This is a genomic window from Hydrogenophaga sp. LT287 (genome assembly GCF_055702805.1).
Window position 1 is genome coordinate 110,375 of the sequence record NZ_JBVPZC010000005.1, and the last position, 17,501, is coordinate 127,875.

Genomic DNA, 17,501 nt, shown 5'->3' on the forward strand with positions numbered 1-17,501 from the left:
AATGGCAGCAGGCAAGGAAATACGCGGCAAGATCAAATCGGTGGAAAACACCAAGAAGATCACCAAAGCCATGGAGATGGTCGCCGCCTCCAAAATGCGCAAGGCGCAGGAACGCATGCGTGCGGCCCGGCCTTACGCCGAGAAAGTGCGCCAGATCACTGGCAACCTGAGCCGGGCCAATCCGGAGTATGCGCACGCGTTCATGCAGACCAACAACGCCAAGACCGCTGGTTTTGTCGTTGTGACCACCGACAAGGGTTTGTGTGGCGGTCTCAACACCAACGTGTTGCGTGCCGTGACCAACCAGCTCAAGGACTTGCAGGCGCAAGGCGTGGGCGCGGAGGCCGTGGCCATTGGCAACAAAGGGCTGGGCTTTCTCAACCGCATCAACGCGAAGGTCGTGTCCAGCGTGACAGGCCTGGGCGACACGCCCCACCTGGACAAGCTGATTGGCCCCGTCAAGGTGTTGCTCGACGCGTACACCGAAGGCCGCGTTAATGCGGTCTACCTCTGCTACACCAAGTTCATCAACACGATGAAGCAGGAGTCGGTCATTGAGCAGCTGTTGCCCCTGAACGCCGGTGAGTTGCAGGACAACGCGGGTGGCCGCGACTGGGACTATGTGTACGAGCCCGATGCACCTGCCGTGATCGACGAGCTGCTGCTGCGCTACGTTGAAGCACAGGTGTACCAAGCGGTTGCAGAAAACATGGCCTCGGAGCAGTCCGCTCGCATGGTCGCCATGAAGGCGGCTACCGACAACGCGGGTAGCGTCATCGGCGAACTCAAGCTGGTCTACAACAAGACCCGTCAAGCTGCGATCACGAAAGAACTTTCGGAAATCGTGGCCGGTGCTGCAGCGGTTTGACGTTCAACAGAATTCAGAGAAATTAAAAGGTATCCATCATGTCTCAAGTACAAGGCAAGATTGTTCAGTGCATCGGCGCCGTCGTGGACGTGGAGTTTCCGCGCAACGAGATGCCGCGCGTTTACGACGCTCTGAAAATGGAAGGCTCCGCCCTGACGCTGGAAGTCCAGCAACAGCTGGGCGACGGCGTGGTGCGCACGATTGCGTTGGGTTCGTCTGACGGTCTGCGCCGCGGCATGCTGGTGACCAACACCCACGCGAACATCACCGTGCCCGTGGGCAAGGCCACGTTGGGCCGCATCATGGACGTGCTGGGCGCACCGATCGACGAGCGTGGTCCGGTGGACCAGACGCTGACGGCACCCATTCACCGCAAGGCCCCGGCTTATGACGATCTGTCGCCTTCGCAGGAACTGCTGGAAACCGGCATCAAAGTGATTGACCTGATCTGCCCGTTCGCCAAAGGCGGCAAGGTGGGTCTGTTCGGTGGCGCCGGTGTGGGCAAGACCGTGAACATGATGGAACTCATCAACAACATCGCCAAGGCCCACAGCGGTCTGTCCGTGTTCGCTGGTGTGGGTGAGCGTACCCGTGAGGGCAACGACTTCTATCACGAGATGGCCGATTCTGGCGTGGTGAACCTGGAGAACCTGGGTGAGTCCAAAGTGGCTATGGTGTACGGCCAGATGAACGAGCCTCCAGGAAACCGCCTGCGCGTTGCGCTGACCGGTTTGACCATTGCAGAGTCGTTTCGCGACGAAGGCCGTGACGTGCTGTTCTTCGTGGACAATATTTACCGCTACACGCTGGCCGGTACCGAAGTGTCCGCACTGCTGGGCCGTATGCCTTCCGCCGTGGGCTATCAGCCCACGCTGGCCGAAGAAATGGGCCGCCTGCAGGAGCGTATTACGTCCACCAAAGTCGGTTCGATCACTTCCATTCAGGCCGTTTACGTGCCAGCCGATGACTTGACCGATCCGTCTCCTGCTACCACCTTCGCCCACCTGGATTCCACTGTGGTGCTGTCGCGTGACATTGCATCGCTGGGTATCTACCCCGCTGTGGATCCACTGGACTCCACCAGCCGCCAGCTGGACCCGCTGGTTGTCGGTCAGGAGCACTACGAAACTGCCCGCGCCGTGCAGAATACCCTGCAGCGCTACAAAGAACTGCGCGACATCATCGCCATTCTGGGTATGGACGAACTGGCACCTGAAGACAAGCTGGCCGTGGCCCGTGCCCGGAAAATCCAGCGTTTCCTGTCGCAGCCGTTCCACGTGGCCGAGGTGTTTACCGGTTCCCCGGGCAAGTACGTGCCGCTGTCTGAAACCATCCGCGGTTTCAAGATGATCACCGCTGGTGAGTGCGATCACCTGCCGGAGCAGTCGTTCTACATGGTTGGCTCGATCGACGAAGCGTTTGAGAAGGCCAAAAAAGTCGCCTAAAGCGGTCTGATCGGACATCCGGTTGGCTCGGAGGGTGAAAGGGTTCAAACCCAAGTTTCTCGCCCCATGACCAGCCGGACTTCCCTAGATTCGCTTGAACCCGACTTTTTACAGGAGTACATATGAGCACCATTCGCGTCGATGTAGTCAGCGCTGAAGAGTCCATCTTTTCTGGCGATGCCAAGTTCGTGGCGTTGCCGGGCGAAGCTGGTGAGCTGGGCATCTTGCCTGGCCACATTCCGCTGATCACCCGGATCAAGCCCGGTGCTGTACGCATCGAAAAGGCCGATGGCGGTGAAGAATTTGTGTTTGTGGCGGGCGGCATTCTTGAAGTGCAGCCCCACCACATCACCGTGCTGTCTGACACCGCTATCCGTGGCAAGGACTTGGACGAGGCCAAAGCTTCTGATGCACGCAAGCAGGCTGAAGAAGCGGTGAAGAACGCCAAGAGCGATATTGACTTGGCGAAAGCCACGTCTGAGCTTGCGGTCATGGCTGCACAGATTGCTGCCTTGCGCAAGTACCGCCAGAAGAAGTGAGCAGCCCACTGCTGCTCAGCTAGAAGATACCGGCCCTGTGGCCGGTTTTTTTATGCCTGAATTGGCTGTTTGCTAACAGCGCTCAAGCGCTCGGGTATGCTGGCCGCAGGAGGAACGTATGTCGTCTATTTCGGAAAATCCAGAACTGTCCTCCGAAGAGGTTGCAGCGCAATTGTTGGTCACTTCGTCCGCGCTGAACGAACTGACGCTGCCTGACGCGGTCAGGGTGGTGGCCTATATGCGACCACGCTGGATCTCTGCTGGCACTGTTTTCATACGTGAGGGAGAGGTTGAGCAAAACGACTACATGCTGTTGGTACTCGATGGCGATATCGCCGTGGAAACCGAGATTCCCAACCTGGATGAAGGCATGGTGCTCAACGTCATTGGAGCGGGCCATTTGATCGGTGAAATGGGTTTGCTCGACGGCGCGCCACGATCTGCCACCTGCACAGCGAGCACCGATGTGGTGGCAGCGGTGCTGACGCGTACTGAGCTGATGGCGTTGTTAAGAGACGAGCCCGAATTGGCCGCTAGATTGTTGATGGCCATTTCCAAACGCATGGCAGACCGGATGCGGGATATGACAAAAAAGCTCAACACCTTTGCACAAATGAACAAGGCACTTCAAGAGGAACTGCAGGCTGCCATCAGCAGTCACAAAAAAAGACCCAAGAGCGCAGCGTGACTTGACCCTCTTGCACTAGCAGCGAACCACGCAATCAGGCAGTTCATTGAGGATGGGTGTCTCCGCTGCAGAAGGAAAGTGTTCCACCAGCAAGGCCGACACCTCTTCCAGTGCCTGCGTCAAACCTGTTTCAAAGTCACCACCCTGCAAGCTGTGACCCAGTCGGTCAACGATGGCTTGCCACTGGGCCGGGCTGACACGGCGTGCCAAAGTCCGGTCGGCCACGAATTCGATCGCGTGTTCCGCCAGTAGCAGGTAAATGAGCACACCGTTGTTTTGCTCGGTGTCCCACACACGCAGCTTTCCAAACCAGCCGAGTGCGCGTTCCCTGACCACGTTGCGCAGAGGTCGCTGGTCAGAGACATTCCAAAGGTCTGAGAAAGGCAGGGCAGCCTCTACGCAAAGACGCACCTCACCGGTGTGTCGTGTCTCACTGGCTGCTACGCGGCGCGCGAGTCTTTCAGCCAGGTCGTCCGGGACTGCGCGCAGTGTGTCAGAGCGGTCCAGCCACTGGTGTTGAAGAATGCGGACAAATTTGTTCATGCCGTGTTGTGCCGTTACCAGCCGCCCGATGCGCCGCCGCCGCCAAAGTTGCCCCCGCCACCCGAACCAAAGCCGCCCCCACCCCCAAAGCCGCCGCCTCCACGAAATCCACCCCCGTTGCTTCCACCCCAAGAACCTCCGCGGCCACTGCGACCGGTTGCTGGAAGGTGCGGGACGAACTGCATGAAAAGCCCTGCCAGCATGCCCAGCATACCGGCGCCAACAGCGATCCAGAACACGGACGTGATGGCCCAGGCCAAACCGCCCGCGCCCACGCCGGTCAGCAGCACACCCAATTTGTTGCCGAAAATGCTTCGAAGCACCGACGAAATGATGGGTACGGCAAAGACCAGAAAAATAAGCAGATCCATCCATTCAAAATCACCGCCGCCCCCAGAGGTTGTGGCCTCTGGCAGCGGCAGTGCTTCGCCCCGGATGCGGGCCAGAATCTGATCTACGCCCGCGTGGATGCCGCCTGCGTAATCGCCTGCGCGAAACGCGGGCGTGACGGCCTGGTCCAGGATTCGGCGCGCCATAAGGTCGGGGATGGCGCCCTCGAGCGTCTTGGCTGTGGCAATGCGCAAACGCCGGTCGTCCCTGGCGATCACAAACAGCACGCCGTCGCCCACGTCCTTGCGCCCGATCTTCCAAGCATCACCGAGGCGCTGGGTGTAGTCGGCGATGTCTTCCGGTGTGGTCGTCGCCACCATCAACACCACCACCTGTGAGCCTCTTTCCGCTTCAAAGGCCGCGAGCTTGGCTTCAAGCGACGCCAGGCTGGCAGCATCCAGGGTGCCAGTCTGATCCATCACGCGGGCGCTGAGCTCGGGTAAGGGCTGCAGCCCTTGGGCCAGGGTGCCAAAAGACAGCAGCAACGCCAGCAAGCCCAGAATGAGCGAACGGATTGACAGCCGTCGAGCCAATCCTGGCAGGGCCGATCGGCCCAGGCATGGCTTGGCTGCCCAGGCGGCTTTCATGGCTTGTTGAAGTCCACGGTGGGTGGGGTCGAAATGGCGGCTTCGTTTTCAACCTGGAAGTTGGCTTTGGGCGCGTAGCTGAACACCATGGCGGTCAGGTTGGTCGGGAAGCTGCGGGTGAGCACGTTGTATTCCTGAATGGTCTGGATATAGCGGTTGCGTGCCACGGTGATGCGGTTTTCGGTGCCTTCCAGCTGAACGCGCAGATCGCTGAAGCCCTGGTTGGCCTTGAGGTTGGGGTACTGCTCGACCACCACCATCAGCCGGCTGAGCGCGCTGCTCACTTCCCCTTGTGCCGCCTGAAATTTCTGCATGGCGGCCGGATCGTTGACCATCTCGGGTGTCATTTGGATCGAGGTGGCTTTGGAGCGTGCCTCAATCACCTTGGTCAGCGTGTCCTGCTCAAAACTGGCCTCGCCTTTCACGGTGGCGACGATGTTGGGGATCAGGTCAGCCCGCCGCTGGTATTGGTTCAACACCTCAGACCAAGCCGACTTGCTTTGCTCGTCCAGCCGCTGAAAGTCGTTGTAGCCGCAGCCCGTGAGGCTGACGGCCAGCAGCAGGCCGCTGATCCAGTAAAAGAGACGGGTGACGGCTGTGGATGTGCGCATGGGGGAACCTCCGCTGGCCCGGTAGGCCGCTTGAAAAACAAATAGGTAGAAGTCAACAAAAAATACTATACCCGCCACCGCGCCGCCTGAACGAGCGAGGTGTGCAGCAGGTCGGGTGTGCAGGCGTCAAAATACAGGCATGCGCAAACCGAAACTGCCCCTGGGCACCCCTGACGACACCGAACACGCGTTTTACGACGCTTTGCAGCACGCCGATATTGAGCGCTTGATGGCCTGTTGGGTCGACGAGGATGACATCGTCTGCGTGCATCCTGGCGGCCCGCGGCTGGTAGGTCACGCGGCGGTGCGTGCCGCTTTTGAGGCCATGTTTGCCAATGGCAGCGTACAGGCATTCCCTGAAAAAGTGCGCAGGCTGGACGCTGGACCGTGCAGTGTGCACAGCGTGGTGGAGCGTGTAGCCGTGATGAGTGACGACGGTATGCAGCACGCCTGGGTGGTTGCAACCAATGTCTACGCCAAGACCGCACAGGGTTGGCGCATGGTGGCCCACCATGCCAGCCCGGGCACACGCACCGAGCCGGTTGAGGTGCTGACGGCCCAGCCCGTGCTGCATTGACGCGCCGGTTGTGCAAACCATAAGCGACCAAGCCCGGGCCGTTGAGGGTATGAACTATCAGGCGCCCTGGTGGTTGCCTGGTGGCAACCTGCAAACCCTGTGGGCAGCGCTTGCCAGCCGGCGCCATTTTGGTCCGGCGCCGGCGTGGCAGCGCAGCCGCTGGACCACGCCCGATGGCGACTTTATTGACGTGGACCAGGCCACACACGCCAGCGCGCCGCAAGCGCCCTTGCTGGTGCTGTTTCACGGGCTTGAAGGCTCGTCGGGCAGCCACTACGCCATGGCGTTCGCCGACTTTGCCGCCACCCAAGGCATTGCTTTTGCCGTGCCCCACTTTCGAGGCTGTTCGGGTGAGCTCAACCACGCACCACGGGCCTACCATTCAGGTGATTTCACCGAAATCGACTGGGTGCTGGCTCGCTTTGCACGTGAAAACCCTGGCCGCCCGCTGGTCGCCGTGGGGGTTTCGCTGGGAGGCAATGCCTTGCTGCGTTGGGCAGGCGAAGCTGGGGAGGCTGCGGGTGAGCGGGTTCGCGCCGTGGCCGCCGTCTGCTCACCGCTTGACTTGGCCGCAGGTGGCCATGCCATTGGCCGTGGATTCAACCGGCAGGTGTACACCCGCGTGTTTCTTTCCACCATGGTCCCCAAGGCCCTCAAAAAGCTGGAACAGCACCCCGGTCTGTTTGACCGAGAAGCCCTTCTGGCAGCGCGCGATCTCTACGAATTTGACAACCTGTTCACCGCGCCACTACATGGCTTTCGCAACACCGACGATTACTGGGCGCGTGCGTCTGCCAAGCCGGTGCTGCACCGCATACGCGTGCCCGCGCTGGCACTGAACGCCCTGAACGACCCCTTCGTTCCAGCGCCATCCTTGCCTTCCGCGCAACACGTCGGCCCCTGTGTGACGCTGTGGCAGCCAACCCAGGGCGGACATGTGGGCTTTCCCTGCTCGGCTGGGCCCCTGGGTGTTCCGGGGCATGTGCGCACCATGCCCGAATCGGTCGGGCGCTGGCTGCTCGCGCACACCTGAAAAGGAGATTCACATGGACGATATCGTCAAAGCCGCCATGGCCAAATGGCCTAACGTGCCGCATTGTTACGGTTGGCTCGGGCTCGACGCGCGGGGCCAATGGTTCATGCGGGATGACGCCACCCAGGCTGCAGGCCCCTTTGCCTGCGAACCCGGCGAACCTTGCAAATCAGCCAAAGGCTCCCTGCTTTTGCACGAAAAACTGATCGAATTCATACACCGCAACTACAGCCGCGATGCTGGCGGGTGCTGGTTCTTTCAAAATGGTCCACAGCGGGTCTACGTCGAGCTGGAAAACACGCCTTACATCTGGCGCCTTCAGCCCGGCGGCGCTGTACTGGCCCATACGGGTCAGCCGGCTGGACGCGTGAAAGCTTGCGCGGTCGATGAACTGGGGCGGCTGTACCTGCAAACCGAACTCGGTTGGGGTCTGGTGCATACCAGCGACATGGTGCAGGCCGCAGATGCGGTCGAAGCGGGAAGCTGGAGTCCGCAAGACATACAGTCGAAGGACCTGCCCTTGATGGGTGCCTTTGTCAGGAGCCCGCAGCGGATGGCCCAAAGCGCACAGACAGCCATTTGAGCAAAAAAAAGCCGGACGCTGTCCGGCTTTTTCGCAGCTGAGGTGAATTACTTCACCGAAGCCAGCATGTACTCAACAGATGCCTTGATATCAGCATCAGAAGCCGCGGAACCGCCTTTGGGTGGCATGGCTCCCTTGCCTTTGATCACGCTGGCCGTCAGGCCGTCAACGCCCAAAGCCAGACGAGGTGCCCAGGCGGCCTTGTCGCCAAACTTGGGTGCGCCCGCCACGCCGGCCACATGGCACACAGCGCAGGCTTGCTTGTAAAGCGCTTCACCAGCACCCGCGGAAACCGTGGCCGATGCAGGCACGGCTGCTGCAGCTGCAACAGGCGCTGCGGCTACAACGGCGGCAGGGGCTTCCACCGCAGGGGCAGGGGCAGCGGCGGCGGAAGCCGCTGGGGCTGCAGCTTCTGCCGCTGGCGCTGCGGGCTCGGCAAACTTGCCACCACCTGCGTTGGCCAAGTGCACCACAGCGCGACCTAATTCCACGTCGCTGAAAGCGCCGCCAGCTTGCGAACCCATGGCTCCCTTGCCCTGCAGCACCGAGGCCAGCAAAGCGTCGTAACCCGTTGCCACGCGGGCAGCCCATGCACCGGTATCGCCAAACTTGGGCGCGCCAGCCAGACCAGCGTCGTGACAGGCGGCACATTGCGCCTTGTAAACCGCGTCGCCAGCTTGCAGTGGACGGTTGGCGTCACGCAGTTCAACCGAGCCCACGCGCTGGATTCGCATGGCAGTAGCCAGCTCTGGGTCCACGGCGCCAGCGGCAGGCTTGTCGCCTGAGGTGACGACGTAAACCAAACCAATGATGATAAAAATGGGAGCCACAAAGGAGAAGAAAGACGTCCACAACAGCTGTGCGGGTGTCTTGATCGGGCCGGTGTGAGATTCGTGCGCGTGATCGCTCATGGTGTCCTCAAGGGGTGGCGGAACGGGGCCAAGATGGGAAATGGCAGGCCTGCACGGGTTGGGCAGACAGCCCGTGATTATAGCTAAGCGCCCCTTGCGCTGGCCTTGCTTGAGGAGGTAGCTGATAGAATCCGACCCTTGCACCGCACATCCACGAAAATTGGTGTTGGTGCATAAGGCCGATCTATATCGGTTCGAGAGGGTCCGTATCGACTATCGGTCCCAAAACAGCATGCGGCTGTAGCTCAGTGGATAGAGTATTGGCCTCCGAAGCCTATGGTCATCCGAGATGCAGCGCAGAATTTGAGTATTGGTCTTTTTACAGCATGCGGCTGTAGCTCAGTGGATAGAGTATTGGCCTCCGAAGCCAAGGGTCGTGGGTTCGATCCCCGCCAGCCGCACCAAAATCAATGACTTACGTGGGTTTTCCGTGGCCCATGCGACAGTCAAAAAATTTCCATCCGCCTCAGCTAGCTCAAAACTTGGGCCATGCACGGTATGGGGCCGATGGTCACAGTAGGTCTGACGTTTTTGCTGTGGCCCACCCATGGCCCACGCGTGGCCCACCGAACCTTTACTGAAACTTGTCGATGGTCTTTTTTGACCACAGGTCTGTGGCCCGACCCGCTTCTCGTCCGTGATCGAGAGCGACCAGCGAAAAAGCCTTGCCGTCCGGTATGGTTGACGAGAGCTGTATCGCAGAGCCAACAAAATCAATCTGGGCTAGCCGCTGTTGCTCCCGCCCGACAGCTATTGGCAGGGTGACAACCCTTTTGTAACGGTTAAAAGGACACAGCAGAAATCTAAACAGAAGTGAATAGCGATCGTTCAGGGTGCGGCAGTAAGAGCTGGATCGCAATTTCCAAGTCGTGTTGGCCGCAACAACCTGCCGATGAACGTCCCGGCTACCATGACGCCCATGGACCCGAAGACCTTGGCCTACTACACCGCAAACGCGACCGAGATAGCACGGCGGTACGAGTCCGTGGTCAGTCCGGTCGAACGGTACTTTGCCTTGGCATTCGCACCTGGCGCACGGGTGCTCGACGTGGGTTGCGGGTCAGGGCGGGATGCCACGCGTCTGCTGGGCAATGGCTACGACGCCTACGGCATTGAACCAGTAGAGGCTTTGCGCGATGCCGCGGTGGCAGCTCATCCGGAGCTGGCCGGACGTATCGGCGAAGGCGGTTTGCCCTGTACCGGGGATGCCTTCGGTGGGGAGTTTGACGGCATCCTGTGCAGTGCCGTTCTGATGCATGTGCCCGACACGGATCTGCTCGATGCAGCATTGGCCATCCGCCGGCTGCTCAAGCCGGGAGGTCGACTTCTTCTCTCGATTCCGGCGTCTCGAGGGGACTTGCTGTCGGGTGACCGGGATACGAACGGGCGGCTGTTTTCGCCCTACTCAGCCGACGAGATCTCCCTTCTGCTGGAGCGGCTGGGCTTCGCGCCCATCTCGCGCTGGGAGAGCGACGACGCACTGGGTCGATCCGGTACCAGCTGGACAACGCTGCTGCTGGAGCGACGCTCAGGCGCGCAGCAAAGACCGATCGATCAGATCGAAAGCATCCTCAACCGGGACCGTAAGGAAGCCACCTACAAGCTGGCCCTCATCCGTGCGTTGGCCGAGATCGCCACCCAGGAAGCGCGTTCCGCTGTTTGGTCGGGGGCCGGCACGGTCGGCGTCCCGATCCACCGTATCGCTGAGCGCTGGCTCCTCTACTACTGGCCCTTGCTGGCCCATCCAGACAAGATCCCGCAGTCCAGGGCGGAAGCCGCCGGCGGAAATCCAATCAAGTTTCGCAGCGCGCTCTCGATGCTGATGGAGCCCTTTGCACAGCAAGGTGCGTACTCGGGTTTGACGGCCTGGCATCTGGCCCGAACGTCGGATCAGCTGGACGCCACATCTCGCTCCCGACTTCAGGCTGCGCTCCGGTCCATTGCGGAGACCATTCGCTCCGGTCCGGTCACTTTCTCGGGCAGTGGCCTTGGAGCAGGTCCAGTGTTTGGGTACGACAAGAAATCCAAGCTGGTCCTCATGCCCACCGAGCTCTGGCGCGAATTCAGCCTACTAGGACACTGGATCGCCGACGCTGTCGTAGTGCGGTGGGCGGCACTCACCCAACAGATTGCTCGCCGGCAGGACATGGATGCGGGCGATGTCCTGCCGCTGCTCCTGGCTAAACCAGAGGCCACCCGATCAGTCCAGCTTGCTAGAACTGCTTACCTGGAAGCGGGCGTGTCGTCGTGCACTTGGTCGAAACGACCCCTCAAGAGCACGTTTGCGGTGGACCATGCCATTCCGTTCGCGCTCTGGGGCAATAACGACTTGTGGAACCTGGTTCCGGCAGATCCCCGGGTTAACCTGTCCAAGTCGGACAAGCTCCCGGCCACTGAGCTGCTGGAGGAAAGCAAGCCAAGGATCGTGGCCTCCTGGGACGTCCTGCGGGATCGACTGCCCGAAGCGTTTAATCGTCAGGCGCAAGCCCTCGCGGGAGAGTCGCTGACCAATACCGGTGCATGGCCTGAGAAGCTGTTTTCTCGGTTCCGCGAGGCCGTCGAGTTCACGGCCCTACAGCGGGGCGTAGAGCGGTGGTCGGCGAATGGAGCTGCGGTCGTATCCTTCGATGACGACATTGGATCGGCCTGATTCTGTAGCCACCTGTAGTGCGGGACAGTCTGGGTCGCCTTTAGGCTGGCAACAGCCGCTCAGCTTATTCAACTCAACGGCAGCTCACGGCGAAAGGAGTCATCGAATGCTCCGAAAGCCGATCAGCCGCTGCACTCTCATAAACCGGTCATTCAAGCGAACTTCAAGACCGGTGTCCCTCGGTCTCCTGCCAATCACTCGGCGCGCCCAATTGAGGAGTTGTGCCTGGCCCGTTGCTGCAATCTGGCGCCCTAGAGACGACCGCCGCTGGACAGCGAATTCGGGTATTGCCAAGTAAATTTACCCCAACACTCTAAATATCGTTAGAATGACGGCATGAAAAACCGCCAACTCAAGGATTTGTTGTACGAGCAGGTCGCCCGCATTGGCAAAGCGCTGGCCAGTCCCAAACGCCTGGAGTTGCTGGAGATGCTGGCGCAGGGCGAAAAGTCTGTGGAGGTGCTCGCGGCCGAACTGTCGATCGACATCAAACTTGCCAGCGCCCACCTCAAGGCGCTGCGCGACGCTCGACTGGTGGCCAGCCGTCGTGAGGGCAAGTTCGTCCATTACCGGCTCACTGGCCCCGATGTGGCCGGGCTGGGCGTGAAGCTGCGTGAGGTGGCTGAAGAGCACCTGCTGGAGTTGCGCATGGCGCTGGACCAGATGGCGGCGCATCCGAACCAGCTCGCGCCAGTGGACCGCGAGGCCTTGATGGCACAAGCCCGGCGCGGCGAAGTGGTGGTGATCGATGTGCGCCCTTCTGACGAATACGCCGTGGCCCACCTGCCGTTCGCGCGGTCCATGCCGCTGGCCGAAGTGGAACAACGCCTGGCCACTTTGCCGCGCGACAAGGAGATCGTGGCGTATTGCCGCGGGCCGTTCTGCCTGCTGTCCGACGAAGCCGTGGCCTTGCTGCAAGCGCGCGGATTTCGCGCGCGCAAGGTATCTGACGGCGTGAGCGAGTGGCAGGCCGCTGGTCTGCCGTTGGAGCGCGAGGCCGACTGAACATGAACCAGGAGATCCCGATGAGCTCAGTGCTATTCATCCTCAACGACGCGCCCTATGGCAACGAGCGAGCGTACAACGGCCTGCGACTGGCGGGTGCCATGACGGCCAAGACCGGTGTGCAGGTGCGCGTGTTCCTGATGGCCGACGCTGTGGGCTGCGCCAAGGCCGGCCAGAAAGTGCCTGAGGGCTACTACAACGTCCAGCTCATGCTGGGCAAGGTGCTGCGCAAGGGCGAGGTTGCGCTGTGCGGCACCTGCATGGATGCGCGCGGCCTGAACGAAGCCGATATGGTTGAAGGCGCCCAGCGCTCCACGCTGACCCAGCTTGCCGACTGGACTTCCGAGGCCGACAAGGTCCTGGTCTTCTGAACACCTCGAAAGTTCTCCATGTTTCCTGGTCGCCGCAACGTCCTTCTGCTGGCAGGGAGTCAGGCCCTGATGCTCTCTGCCATCGTGCTGTCGATGACCCTGGCCGCCATTCTGGGCAGCTTGCTGGCACCCGACAAAAGCCTTGCCACGCTGCCGGTTGCGGCAATGGTTATTGGTACAGCCTTGGCCTCACTTCCAGCAGCCATGCTCATGCGGCGCCTGGGTCGCCGGGTCGGTTTTCTGATGGGCGCTGGCTTGGGGGTGGCTGGGAGCGCCGTGGCCGGATATGGTCTCTGGCAGGATTCTTTCGCACTGTTTGTGCTGGGCCACCTGCTGCTGGGCAGCTACCAGGGTTTTGCCAACTACTACCGCTTTGCTGCCGCTGAAGCAGTGGACGCAGCGCACACGACACGTGCCATCTCCTGGGTAGTCGCGGGTGGGATTGTGGCTGCCTTTCTTGGGCCGCAGCTGGGTGAATGGGGTCGGGACTGGATCGTTTCCGGGCCCTTTGTAGGCTCATACCTGGCGCAAGCAGTGCTCAGTGTGCTGGCGCTGGGTCTGCTGTCTCAGGTTCGGCTCAAGCCAGTGGCGGTAGCGACCGCCGGCGCGGCCCGTTCCGTTCGGGAACTGCTGTCGCAGCCCTTGCTGCTCACATCCGTCTTTGGCGCGGCAGTTGGCTACTCCGTGATGATCATGGTGATGACGGCCACCCCGTTGGCCATGCTGGGCTGTGGTTTGCCCGGGGAGAGTGTGACGCCGGTGATTCAATGGCACGTGGTGGGCATGTTCGCGCCATCATTTTTCACAGGCCACCTTGTCAAGCGCTATGGCGCCCCCCGCATCATGCAGGTGGGCTTCGTGCTGCTGCTCGGGCACGTGGCCGTTGCGCTTTCTGGGCTGGAGTTCCTGCACTTTGCGTCGGCGTTGGTGCTGCTCGGCGTGGGCTGGAACTTCGCGTTCGTGGGTGGCACCGCTCTGCTGACGCAGACCTACCGCCCGGCTGAACAGCTGAAGGTGCAGGCAATCAACGAGTTTCTGGTGTTCGGACTGGTGGCTGCTTCCACTTTGTCCGCAGGCTGGTTGTACGACCGCTACGGCTGGGCCACCCTGAACCTGGCCGTGGTGCCGTTTCTGCTGCTGGCCCTGCTGGCGTCTGTGGGCACCGAACTGAAGACCGCCAGTCTGCGGAGGGCCATATGACTTTTGAGCAGTTTGTGCTTGCCCACGAACCCCTGATTCGCATGGGCTTTTTCTTCGGCGTGTTCGCCCTGGTCGCCCTGTGGGAGTTGGCGTCGCCGCGCCGCGTGCTGAAACTCAGCCGCAAGCAACGCTGGACCGCCAACCTCGGCATCGTGCTGCTCAACACGGTGGTTGTGCGCCTACTCTTTCCCATGGCGGCGGTCGGCATGGCCGCAATGGGCGTGGAAAAAGGCTGGGGCTTGCTGAACAACTTTGCTGTTCCGTTCTGGCTCGCAGTGCCGCTGGCTGTGGTGGCGATGGATTTCGTGATCTGGCTGCAGCACGTGATGGTGCACGCGGTGCCCGCACTCTGGCGGTTGCACCGTGTGCACCACGCCGACCTCGACTACGACCTGACCACCGGCGCACGCTTCCACCCCATTGAGATCGTGCTGTCCATGGGCATCAAGTTCGCCACCATCACGCTATTGGGCGCGCCGGTGCTGGCGGTGGTGATCTTTGAGGTGTTGCTCAGCGCCTGCGCCATGTTCAACCACGGCAACATCCGCCTGCCTGCCGCGCTTGACCGTGTGTTGCGGTGGTTCCTCGTCACGCCCGACATGCACCGCTTGCACCACTCGGTCGAAGACGACGAGAGCAATTCCAACTTCGGCTTCAACCTTACCTGGTGGGACCGACTGTTCGGAACATACCGAGAGCAACCGCGCGCTGGCCAGCTCGGCATGACCATCGGTATTCACGGGCACACCGACCCGCACGAGGTGGCGCGGCTGCCCGGCATGTTGGTTCTGCCATTCAAGGGCCAGATCACCGACTACGCGATCAACCGGCGCAACTGGTCGGCACCCTCCACAGACGCCCAGGGGTGAATGTGAATACCTCAACGTCCTCGCCCAACATGAACCTTGGCAGCACAACACCGTCCATCCGCCTGCCGTTGACCGGTCTGTTGCTCGGGCTGGTGTCACTCGGCGCCGTGCTGGTGGCAGGCATTGGCTACCGCCAGGGCTGGTGGCATTTTCAAAAAGGTCTGCAGATCGCGGAATGGGCGGTCTACGCCGCTGCGCTGGGCCTGGTGATATCGCTGGTGGGGCTGGCCCGTCTGCGTCGCCAGCGGCAGGCCGTTGTGACCGGTCTCCTTGGCGTGCTGCTGGCGCTGCCGGTTCTGGGCATGGCGCTGCATTGGGAATACGCGACGCGCGCCTACCCGCCCATCAACGACATCAGCACCGACACAGTTGACCCGCCCGAGTTCTGGGACATGCCCAACCCCATGGCCTACCCCGGCGAAGCGGTGGCGCAGCAGCAGCGCGTTGGATACCCGGATCTGGCCCCACTGACCCTGCCACAGGCGCCCGCTGAGGTCTTTGAAAAGGCCTTGCAACTGGTGCAGGCACGTGGCTGGAGCGTGGTCGCCAGCGACGCCGAGGAGGGGCGCATTGAAGCGGTGGCCACCAGCCGCCTGTTCGGGTTTGCCGACGAGGTGAGTATCCGCATCGTTCCGGAACGCAGCGGTTCGCGCGTCGACATGCGATCGCGCTCCCGTCTGGGAAAGATCGATCGCGGCACCAATGCGAGGCGCATTCGCGCCTGGCTGGCCGATCTGGCGAACGCGTTCGGACCCCGTTGAACGGGCTAGCACAGTGGAAACCCTTGAGCGATTGTTGCCTTGCCCCGGCCACAATATCCGTTATTGCTGATATCCGAATTAACACCGTAGGAAACACCTTGAAAATCCGCACCCTGGCCTTGGCCGCCCTGACCGCCAGCACCTTGCTGCTCACCCCATCAGTCCACGCAGACAACAAGGCCATCGCCGTCGACGAAATGGGGGCTTACCTCGAGTTTGTCGAATATGGCGGCGGCGTGATCTTTGCCGAGCAAATCCCTGCCGACGAGTGGAAAAAGATGATCGTCATCGACGCGCGCGACGCTGGCCAGTTCGCAAAGGGGCACATCCCCGGCGCCATCAACATGGACTGGCGTCAGGTGCTGTCCAAGCGCAATGAGATTCCGAAGGACAAGCCTGTGCTCATCTATTGCAACACCGGTTCGCTCTCTGCCCAAGCCGGTTTTGCGATGCGTGTGGCCGGTTGGGAGAACCTGCGCATCCTGCAAGGCGGCATGGAAGAGTGGAAAGCCAAGGGCGGTTTTGATGCGGCGGCGAAAGCCACCGCACCTGCCAAGCATTGAGCAGTTCACCGAGGATGTCGTGACTGTCGAACATTAAAGGGATTGATGTCCTGAAGTGGAGGTCATCAGGCGTCAGCTTCAATCCCTAAAGACGACTCTCGCCATCAGTTTGGATACGTGGTGCGATAAACAACTGCATCGAAAACTGGAAGATCAGCCATAGACGGCAACATAGCGCGCAGTTGAGCTCACCATCCGGGGCAGGCTTTTCAGCATGGGTTCAGAGGACGCATGTCGGCCATGAGCCTTCGGTGGTCAAAGGAGAAAACAGCCGCTCAACGTCATAAACGACACGAGGCGGCATTGCGCCTCAAGGGGCAATTTCACCAACACGCTTCGCAGCTCAATGCCGCTGGGTGTCCGAGTGGAATGATGTTAGGCGCCCTTGAACCTGATCTCGGGGACGACTCATTAGGACGCTCAGTTAAGGGCGAACGTAAGACCAGCCTTCGCCTTGGCGCTTCATCATTTGCACGACTCCAGAAGGTGCATAGTTGATAGAAGGGTTCATGTCGGCCTTGGTTAGTTTTACGGCCTTCATTGTGTTTTCGCATGCCACGACTGTCACGCCCGCTTTGGTGGCTTCGGTCACGCGGTCTGCGGTGGTGGAGTCGGCTTTCAACATGCCGATGCCAGGACCATAGGCGACGATTTCTACTTCCGCTTTGTCAGCACCGAGCTCCTGCCGGACGTTTCTGGCGTTGTTCAACGCGAGATTCCATTTGCCTGGGTCGTTGTCGCTGACTTGGATGACAACCTTCGTGGTCGCGACCGCTGACTGTGCGGAAGCTCCCAGGCTGAAGGGAAGGGCTAAGGCCAGGATCGCGGCCTGCAAAAACGTATTGCGTTTCATGTTGTGTCTCCGGTGGGTTTTTAGGATTTGCTCACGAGACCAATTTGAAAAGGTTTGCCGAGCGCGCGCCGAATAGAGAATCGCCGCATCAGCATATTGCGATGTCTATGGCGAGTGACGCAGAGGGTATTCCCTATGGCCTGCCTAGAGGGCTCAACAGGTTTGTATTACCGGCCCACCAATCTGCTGCGACAGTTCAAGCGCCCATCTACAAGCTGGTCTCGGCCCCCTCCCTCGCCGCGCGTTTGCATCCCTCCTACTGCAGGCAGTTCCGGAAGGTGAGGTGCATGCCGATGGGCCCTTCATTCGCACGAGCATGGCTGCGAGCGCACTTCGAGGACGAGAGGAACTATGCAAAGCGGTGATCGCGTCGTCGCGTTGACGTTCGCTCGCGGATCGAGTCGACGGGTTCGGGATCTACGCATAGTTGAGTCCTATGCATAGGGGTCGCTAT

At 60.8% G+C, this 17,501-nt stretch carries 19 protein-coding genes and 1 tRNA gene; 15 read left to right on the forward strand and 5 right to left on the reverse strand.

The genetic code is table 11. From position 1 onward, the window contains the following. The first annotated feature begins 1 nt into the window (after position 1). The 4 genes from atpG to AC0GNR_RS06485 all read left to right on the forward strand — a co-directional run bounded on the left by atpG (position 2) and on the right by AC0GNR_RS06485 (position 3,540). Positions 2-868 (forward strand): F0F1 ATP synthase subunit gamma, encoded by an 867-nt coding sequence (atpG, locus tag AC0GNR_RS06470; protein ID WP_472900146.1) that lies wholly within the window; start codon positions 2-4, stop codon positions 866-868. Positions 869-906: 38 nt separating this feature from the next. Further along, positions 907-2,313 (forward strand): F0F1 ATP synthase subunit beta, encoded by a 1,407-nt coding sequence (gene atpD, locus AC0GNR_RS06475; RefSeq protein ID WP_439112167.1) that lies wholly within the window; start codon positions 907-909, stop codon positions 2,311-2,313. A gap of 122 nt (positions 2,314-2,435) precedes the next feature. After that, positions 2,436-2,852, forward strand: coding sequence for a F0F1 ATP synthase subunit epsilon (locus AC0GNR_RS06480; protein ID WP_304829076.1), 417 nt, complete (start codon positions 2,436-2,438; stop codon positions 2,850-2,852). A gap of 118 nt (positions 2,853-2,970) precedes the next feature. Further along, positions 2,971-3,540 carry a Crp/Fnr family transcriptional regulator gene (locus tag AC0GNR_RS06485; protein ID WP_472900147.1) on the forward strand — a complete coding sequence of 190 codons (570 nt, stop codon included), beginning with the start codon at positions 2,971-2,973 and terminating at the stop codon, positions 3,538-3,540. A gap of 15 nt (positions 3,541-3,555) precedes the next feature. Here AC0GNR_RS06485 and AC0GNR_RS06490 read toward each other — a convergent pair whose 3' ends face one another. Genes AC0GNR_RS06490 through AC0GNR_RS06500 form a run of 3 tightly spaced genes read right to left on the reverse strand, consistent with a single transcriptional unit; the run spans position 3,556 to position 5,671 of the window. Further along, positions 3,556-4,083, reverse strand: coding sequence for a TPM domain-containing protein (locus AC0GNR_RS06490; RefSeq protein ID WP_472900148.1), 528 nt, complete (start codon positions 4,081-4,083; stop codon positions 3,556-3,558). A gap of 14 nt (positions 4,084-4,097) precedes the next feature. Further along, positions 4,098-5,060 (reverse strand): TPM domain-containing protein, encoded by a 963-nt coding sequence (locus AC0GNR_RS06495; protein WP_472900149.1) that lies wholly within the window; start codon positions 5,058-5,060, stop codon positions 4,098-4,100. Further along, positions 5,057-5,671 (reverse strand): LemA family protein, encoded by a 615-nt coding sequence (locus tag AC0GNR_RS06500; protein WP_472900150.1) that lies wholly within the window; start codon positions 5,669-5,671, stop codon positions 5,057-5,059. Before AC0GNR_RS06500 ends, AC0GNR_RS06495 begins: the two co-directional genes overlap by 4 nt. A 139-nt stretch (positions 5,672-5,810) precedes the next feature. Between AC0GNR_RS06500 and AC0GNR_RS06505 the strand changes: the two genes are divergently transcribed. Genes AC0GNR_RS06505 through AC0GNR_RS06515 form a run of 3 tightly spaced genes read left to right on the forward strand, consistent with a single transcriptional unit; the run spans position 5,811 to position 7,864 of the window. Then, positions 5,811-6,248, forward strand: a complete 438-nt coding sequence (locus AC0GNR_RS06505) for a YybH family protein (protein WP_472900151.1) — start codon at positions 5,811-5,813, stop codon at positions 6,246-6,248. Positions 6,249-6,297: 49 nt separating this feature from the next. Next, complete coding sequence (locus AC0GNR_RS06510; protein ID WP_472900152.1) at positions 6,298-7,281, forward strand: YheT family hydrolase; 984 nt, start codon at positions 6,298-6,300, stop codon at positions 7,279-7,281. 13 nt (positions 7,282-7,294) lie between these two features. Beyond that, complete coding sequence (locus AC0GNR_RS06515) at positions 7,295-7,864, forward strand: DUF2946 family protein (protein ID WP_472900153.1); 570 nt, start codon at positions 7,295-7,297, stop codon at positions 7,862-7,864. Positions 7,865-7,911: 47 nt separating this feature from the next. Here the strand turns inward: AC0GNR_RS06515 and AC0GNR_RS06520 are convergent, their stop codons facing one another. After that, a complete protein-coding gene (locus tag AC0GNR_RS06520; protein ID WP_472900154.1) occupies positions 7,912-8,775 on the reverse strand; it encodes a c-type cytochrome in 864 nt (287 codons plus the stop codon). 328 nt (positions 8,776-9,103) lie between these two features. Between AC0GNR_RS06520 and AC0GNR_RS06525 the strand changes: the two genes are divergently transcribed. The 8 genes from AC0GNR_RS06525 (at position 9,104) to AC0GNR_RS06560 (ending at position 16,194) form a co-directional block, all read left to right on the forward strand. Next, a tRNA-Arg gene (locus tag AC0GNR_RS06525) sits at positions 9,104-9,179 on the forward strand. A gap of 515 nt (positions 9,180-9,694) precedes the next feature. Further along, positions 9,695-11,425: a methyltransferase domain-containing protein gene (locus AC0GNR_RS06530; RefSeq protein ID WP_472900155.1), complete on the forward strand. Its 1,731-nt coding sequence runs from the start codon at positions 9,695-9,697 to the stop codon at positions 11,423-11,425. 336 nt (positions 11,426-11,761) lie between these two features. After that, positions 11,762-12,430 carry an ArsR/SmtB family transcription factor gene (locus tag AC0GNR_RS06535; RefSeq protein WP_472900156.1) on the forward strand — a complete coding sequence of 223 codons (669 nt, stop codon included), beginning with the start codon at positions 11,762-11,764 and terminating at the stop codon, positions 12,428-12,430. A 20-nt stretch (positions 12,431-12,450) separates the two neighbouring features. After that, complete coding sequence (locus AC0GNR_RS06540; protein ID WP_472900157.1) at positions 12,451-12,801, forward strand: DsrE/DsrF/TusD sulfur relay family protein; 351 nt, start codon at positions 12,451-12,453, stop codon at positions 12,799-12,801. A gap of 69 nt (positions 12,802-12,870) precedes the next feature. Further along, positions 12,871-14,001 carry an MFS transporter gene (locus tag AC0GNR_RS06545; protein WP_472900158.1) on the forward strand — a complete coding sequence of 377 codons (1,131 nt, stop codon included), beginning with the start codon at positions 12,871-12,873 and terminating at the stop codon, positions 13,999-14,001. Beyond that, positions 13,998-14,870 (forward strand): sterol desaturase family protein, encoded by an 873-nt coding sequence (locus tag AC0GNR_RS06550; RefSeq protein WP_472900159.1) that lies wholly within the window; start codon positions 13,998-14,000, stop codon positions 14,868-14,870. Before AC0GNR_RS06545 ends, AC0GNR_RS06550 begins: the two co-directional genes overlap by 4 nt. 29 nt (positions 14,871-14,899) lie before the next feature. Beyond that, positions 14,900-15,631 carry a DUF1499 domain-containing protein gene (locus tag AC0GNR_RS06555; protein WP_472900160.1) on the forward strand — a complete coding sequence of 244 codons (732 nt, stop codon included), beginning with the start codon at positions 14,900-14,902 and terminating at the stop codon, positions 15,629-15,631. Positions 15,632-15,729: 98 nt separating this feature from the next. Next, positions 15,730-16,194 (forward strand): rhodanese-like domain-containing protein, encoded by a 465-nt coding sequence (locus AC0GNR_RS06560; protein ID WP_472900161.1) that lies wholly within the window; start codon positions 15,730-15,732, stop codon positions 16,192-16,194. A gap of 424 nt (positions 16,195-16,618) precedes the next feature. On the opposite strand, the gene AC0GNR_RS06565 is transcribed toward AC0GNR_RS06560, so the two are convergent. Next, complete coding sequence (locus AC0GNR_RS06565; protein ID WP_472900162.1) at positions 16,619-17,047, reverse strand: DsrE family protein; 429 nt, start codon at positions 17,045-17,047, stop codon at positions 16,619-16,621. Between the last annotated feature and the right edge of the window lie 454 nt (positions 17,048-17,501).